Consider the following 6,070-nt stretch of genomic DNA (forward strand, 5'->3'; position numbering starts at 1 on the left):
GATGCAAGTCAGGTGCAAAAAAAACAGGTAAAATAGAGCAAAACCCGTGCATCACCATCTGCGAACGTGTACCGAAAAGCTGAGCTTGCTTCCCCCTCACCCTCCGACTTTGAACTCCCCTCATGTGGAAAGTTGTCAGCAGATAACCGTTGGGTAAAAATGGCCCAAATAATCCCGTGGTCTGAATTTGAATCAGAATATGCGGCCAACTTCCCCACAGAAAAGGGGGCCCCTGCTAAATCCTTTAGGATGGCATTGGGGGCATTAATTATTAAAGAAAAATTAGGAATTAGCTCCGAGTGAAACAGTAGAACAGATCCGTGAAAATCCCTATCTACAATACTTCATCGGTCAATCAAGCTACAGCAACGAACTCGCATTTGACCCATCCCTCTTAGTACACTTTCGGCAACGAATCAGTGCCAACCTAATTAATAAAGTGAACGAACGCCTGGTTGAAAAAATGCGAGAAATCACGCCTGTCAAACCCGAAAAAAAAAAGGATTCGGACGCCAAAAATGAGTCACCCAATCGCGGTAAACTAATCATAGATGCAACCTGCGCCCCAGCCGACATTAGTTATCCGACCGACTTAGGACTATTAAACAGAGCCAGAGTTCATACAGAAAAAATCATAGACATTCTGTATAAACAAATTAAAGAAAAAACCACTAAAAAACCAAGAACCTACCGTAACCTAGCCAGGAAAGACTACTTAGCAGTAGCCAAACAACGACGACCGACCAAAAACAAAAAAAGACAAGCAATTAAAAAACAACTTCAATATATCAAAAGAAACCAGGCTCATATTGAACAGCTAATTGATGCGGGTGCGAGCCTAGAAGGTCTGAATAAAAAACCATATAAAACCTTGCTAGTCCTCACAGAAGTCGCTCGCTTTCCAACAGTGGTTATTTGACAACGATAAACAGAGTATTGAGGATAGAATAGTAAGTTTAAGTCAACCCCATATTCGTCCCAACGTCGCGAGGAAAAGCCGGAAAAAGCGTAGAATTTGGAGCCAAACTATCAGCCAGTTGTTTTGAAGGATATGTATTTTTAGACCGGATGAGCTGGGATAACTTTAACGAATCAGGGGACTTAAAAGCACTCTTTAGAAGCTTATTATAGATTCACAGGATATTATCCCGAGTCCGTTCATGCCCATTGGTAACAAGTTAAGCTAAGAAAGGATTTGTCAATCAGCAATTATACTCAACATTTACTCGGATTTTGGGCATAAAACAGAGATTTGGGCGGTTGAGGAATCATGCCGAGGGTGATATTTATACCTACTTTCTCTCAAATCGTGAATTTTCCACTCCTAAAAAAGCAGTTTTTTGAGTAATATTACTGATTGACAAATGCAATTAAGTCTTAACTTGTCACCAATGGTTCATGCCGATCGCATTTACCGTACAAGAGAAAACCGAGCATGGTGTAAAGAAAGAGGCATTAGAATTAGTGGGCCACCTCTAGGAAGACCCCCAGCAAATGTGAGTAAAGCAAAAAAGAAGCAAGCTTTAGAAGATGAAAGAATTAGAAATGCAATAGAGGGAAAGTTTGGGGCTTGCGGAAAAGAAGATTCGGTCTCAATAGAGTTATGGCTAAACTTGATAATACCTCTGGTACGGTTATTGCAATTACTTTTTTGGTTATGAACCGATGCTACCTGGTGGCGCCGGGTTTTTTGTGTGTTTTTCTGTCTATTTGGAAAAAGAACACCTGTTTTTGGGTTGAAGATAATCCCCAATTATAATTGGGGGGACTTGATACCGAAAAAACTTATATATAACTCTGCTTGAATATATCGATCACTCCTGTTCTTAGTTTGCGATCGATTATTCAGCAAACCCTAATTAAACTAATTATTTAAAGGAGTTGCACGTCAATGACACAATTGTGCTTATAATATCTGGCTCGGTGCCCTCTCAAACCAGGGTTTTTCGCTAGTCTGGTGCTATTTGTAAGTTAGTTAAGCCCATAGCAGCTAGGATCGAGCTAACTCAAGGTTAAACTAAAGCTCGTCATGCGGCGTTGCCTCTCAAAACCCGGATTGAGTCTTATGGCGCATTACCGCTCCTCTGTATGTTTGTTCACCTGCATTGCCTGTCTGGGCGCTGCGTTCAGTCCAAGTGCCGACGGAGGGCACCAGGTACTCAATGCCTCTGCGCGTGCTGTTTCCCAAGAAATTGCTCAGGCGAACTCTCCCCCGGACGATCGCCAAGATTCCAAGCCTCCAAAACCGTCTCCAGCGCCCGATAAAAACAAATCTCAGCCGTCCAAAACGTCCAAATCTAATTCTAATATCCCGAAATCGGTATCCAATTTGCTCGTCATTTTGTCTCGTCAGCGGGGGTTCTTAATGTTGGGTTTGGCAGCAGTTGTCGTCACGGCAGCGGCAGTATTTATCATGCTCAAATTAGTTAGCAGTGACGAGTCAAATTATTCTAAGCGAAGACGGGGAAGATTTGATCGCCACAACCAAAGAAACTCTCAATTTACTAATCCCGATTCTCCTATAAACTCGCACGAAATTAGACCGCAAGAGAATTCTTCTGGAGGACAATCGCTGTCAGCCTTGCCCTACCCTTTTGGTTTGCCAAAAAACTACAGTATCGAGAGCAGCGATCAACCTTTACCGTTTATCCTGGAATCCGGGGAACCGGAATCCCAGAATGCAGCAGTCGAGGGCGATCGAATTAATTCCGACACCCCGCCCTTGGAAACTCAGAGCAATGGGTACAGCAACACAGGTTTCAACATTCCCGAAACAACTAATCAAACCGATTCCCTAGCGAAGAAGAAAGGTATTGCCCTTCCCGAAACGGATGGTAGACCTAAAGTTGATATTATTGAAGCACTGATTGAAGATTTGCAGCACCTAAATCCGGCTTTGAGGCGCAAAGCAATTTGGGAACTCGGCCAGCGGGGAGATTCCAGAGCAGTTGAGCCGTTGCTCGATTTGCTAGCAAATTCCGACTCGAGCCAGTACAGTTTAATTTTGGCAAGTCTCTCGGAAATTGGCATTCGCACTCTCAAACCCATGAATAATGCCTGGTCAATTTCGCTGCAAAATGAAAATCCCGAAGTGCGTAAAAATGCGATTCGCGACTTGACGCGGATTTACGAATTGGTGAATCAAATCAGTTACTTGTTGCACCGTGCGACAGACGATCCAGATCCAGAAGTTCAGGAAACTGCTCGCTGGGCCATCAATCAGTTGAACCGCCTCCGTCCGCGTTCTGGGATGGATTAATAAATTTAGCAATTTTTAAGTAAGCTGTTGTGCATTTAAATAGAATGTCAACAAACAATTCGCCGTCTTGTGGGGAGTAGGGGTTGGGCCAAAAAGCCCGCCCTGAATATGCAATTTAAATGCGTGACAGCTTATAGCCTTTCTCAGTAACATGAGGTGTTCTTGGGCAAACAGGCCAAACAGGCCAAACAGGCCATTGGAATAGTACCTTACTTTCCTGAGAACAGGTATATAGCGGTTCTCAAGCGTGGTGAGGTATGCCCACGGAGGCCACGGAGGCCACGGAGGCCACGGAGGCCACGGAGGCCACGGAGGCCACGGAGGCCTATGCCCATGAGTACCTCATATGAGAACTCGAAAGGCTATAATTTTATATTTTAGATTTTAGAGGGGAGAATTTATAAGATAGATTGTGTTAGAATCAGTGCCTGATGGCTAATGATTAATGACTAATGACTAATGACTCTTTGAAACTATTGTTCCTGTCAACTTCAGTCGGTCAACTCGGTTCTGGCTTGGGCGGCGGAGTAGAACTTACAGTCCTTAACATCGCTAAAGAATTACAGAGTCGCGGTCATAAAATAGCAGTTGTAGCGCCGAGAGGTTCAGTTTTAGAATCAATTTGTGTAATCGAAATAACGGGTGATTTGCAAGTAACGGCCCAAACACAAGATTACAATGCTCCTATTGTGATGCCCGCAGATTCTGTGCTGGCGAATATGTGGGAATATGCTCGCCAAGTTCAGGATGAATGGGATGTCATTGTTAATTTTGCCTACGATTGGCTGCCGTTTTATTTGACACCATTTTTTAGGACTCCGATCGCCCATTTTATCAGCATGGGATCCCTTTCCGCAGCCCTCGATCGCATTGCCGCACAAACCGCCGTCCAGTTTCCTGGTACGATCGGAGTTCACACCGCTTCTCAAGCCAAAACATTCGCCTTTGGCAAGGAGTGTCGGTTGTTGGGAAGCGGCATAGATTTATCGCTGTACGAATTTTGCAGCCAACCGGAACCCAAATTAGCTTGGCTTGGTCGCATCGCCCCGGAAAAAGCCTTAGAAGATGCAGTAGCAGCAGCGAAAATTACAGGCATTCCCCTAAAAATTATGGGCAAAATGCAAGATGAGGATTATTGGCAAAAAATTTGTGCAGATTACCCGGATGCTCCCGTAGAATATTTAGGGTTTCTGACCACAACCCAACTGCAAGAGCAAGTCCGTCAGTGCCAAGCATTGTTGATGACACCACGTTGGGTGGAAGCTTTCGGAAATGTCGCGATCGAGGGTTTAGCGTGCGGTGTGCCTGTGATTGCTTACGAGCGCGGGGGGCCGGCGGAAATTGTTAGAGAGGGACTGACGGGCTTTTTAGTGGAGCCTGATAGTGTAAATGGCTTGGTAGGTGCGATCGCCCGCTTAGACCAAATTGACCGCAGCGCTTGCCGGCGACAAGCAGAGGTAGAATACTCTTTAGGAGCTTTGGGCGATCGTTGTGAACACTGGTTCAAATCTATTCTAAAGTTGAGTTAAATAAACTCTTAATAGACCACAAAAAAGCAAACAGAAAAAACTATGGCAACCGAACGTTTAGTGCTTTTATCCAGTAGAGAAATCGAAAAAATGCGTCAAGCAGGTCGCTTAGCTGCCGAACTTCTGCTGCATCTCGAACCGATGGTAAAACCCGGTGTCAGCACTCTAGAAATTAACGATGAAGCCGAACGCTGGACTTTGGCACACGGAGCCAAAAGCGCTCCGCTAGGCTATAAAGGATTTCCCAAATCTCTGTGTGCAAGCGTCAATGAAGTAGTCTGTCACGGCATCCCCAATGCGAAACAAATTCTTAAAGAAGGTGACATTATTAATATTGATGTAACGCCTTTAGTTGATGGTTATCATGGCGATACTTCCAAGACTTTTTTTGTGGGCAAACCTTCCCCGGTAGCGAAAAAGTTAGTTGAAGTAACCGAGGAATGTTTAAGAAGAGGAATTGCAGAAGTTAAACCGGGAGCTCGTACCGGTGACATCGGTGCAGCGATTCAAGAATATGCTGAAGCACAGGGTTTTTCGGTAGTGCGAAATTTTGCGGGACACGGCGTTCACCGCGTTTTTCACACCGAACCGGAAATTTTGCACTACGGTAAGCGGGGCACGGGGAAGAAGCTCAGACAAGGCATGGTTTTTACGATCGAGCCGATGATTAATGAGGGTACTTGGGAAGTGGAAATTTTGGGCGACGGTTGGACGGCTATCACGCAGGATCGAAAGCTTTCGGCTCAATTCGAGCACACTCTGGCTGTGACTGATTCTGGGGTGGAAATTCTGACTTTGCCTTAGCAATCATTAACAAACAATCTGAAAAACTCACCCCTAAATCAATAATCAACCATATCCCGTAGGGGCGGGTTTCACCGACAATATCTAACGATTATCAACAATCTAGATAAACCCGCCCCGCCACAACCGATAACCTACATCAACCTGAAATTTGCATCGAATCCGAAAAGGTAGGTTTGTATTTATGGATGGGTGGGGGCGGGTTTTCGAGATGGTCTGTTTCAGTCAGAAATTGTCGGAAAATCCCCCCTACAGAATTACGCTCGATTCACCGAATCCGAAAAGGTAGGTTTGTATTTATGGGTGGGTGGGGGCGGGTTTTCGAGATGGTCTGTTTCAGTCAGAAATTGTCTGTAAAACCCGCCCCTTGTATCTTAAAAGAGTCAGTCAGGCGATCGAGCAGTCAGTCAGGCGATCGAGCAGTCAGTCAGGCGATCGAGCAGTCAGTCAGGCGATCGAGCAGTCAGTCAGGCGATCG

3 protein-coding genes and 2 pseudogenes are annotated in these 6,070 nt (G+C 45.1%); all 5 read left to right on the top strand.

The annotated features are described in order from the left end of the window. Positions 1-66: 66 nt before the first annotated feature. Positions 67-1,162, top strand: a pseudogene (locus QUA00_RS11785) (IS5 family transposase); the annotation flags it as partial. 232 nt (positions 1,163-1,394) lie between these two features. After that, positions 1,395-1,805: pseudogene (locus QUA00_RS11790) on the top strand (transposase); the annotation flags it as partial. 260 nt (positions 1,806-2,065) lie between these two features. Next, on the top strand, positions 2,066-3,259 hold the full coding sequence (locus QUA00_RS11795) for a HEAT repeat domain-containing protein (protein ID WP_333143991.1): 1,194 nt from the start codon (positions 2,066-2,068) through the stop codon (positions 3,257-3,259). Positions 3,260-3,711: 452 nt separating this feature from the next. Beyond that, complete coding sequence (locus tag QUA00_RS11800) at positions 3,712-4,788, top strand: glycosyltransferase family 4 protein (protein WP_333143992.1); 1,077 nt, start codon at positions 3,712-3,714, stop codon at positions 4,786-4,788. Positions 4,789-4,830: 42 nt separating this feature from the next. Continuing rightward, positions 4,831-5,592: a type I methionyl aminopeptidase gene (map, locus tag QUA00_RS11805; protein WP_333143993.1), complete on the top strand. Its 762-nt coding sequence runs from the start codon at positions 4,831-4,833 to the stop codon at positions 5,590-5,592. Positions 5,593-6,070 lie beyond the last annotated feature (478 nt).

Source organism: Microcoleus sp. T2B6, from assembly GCF_036700475.1.
Lineage (GTDB): Bacteria > Cyanobacteriota > Cyanobacteriia > Cyanobacteriales > Microcoleaceae > Microcoleus.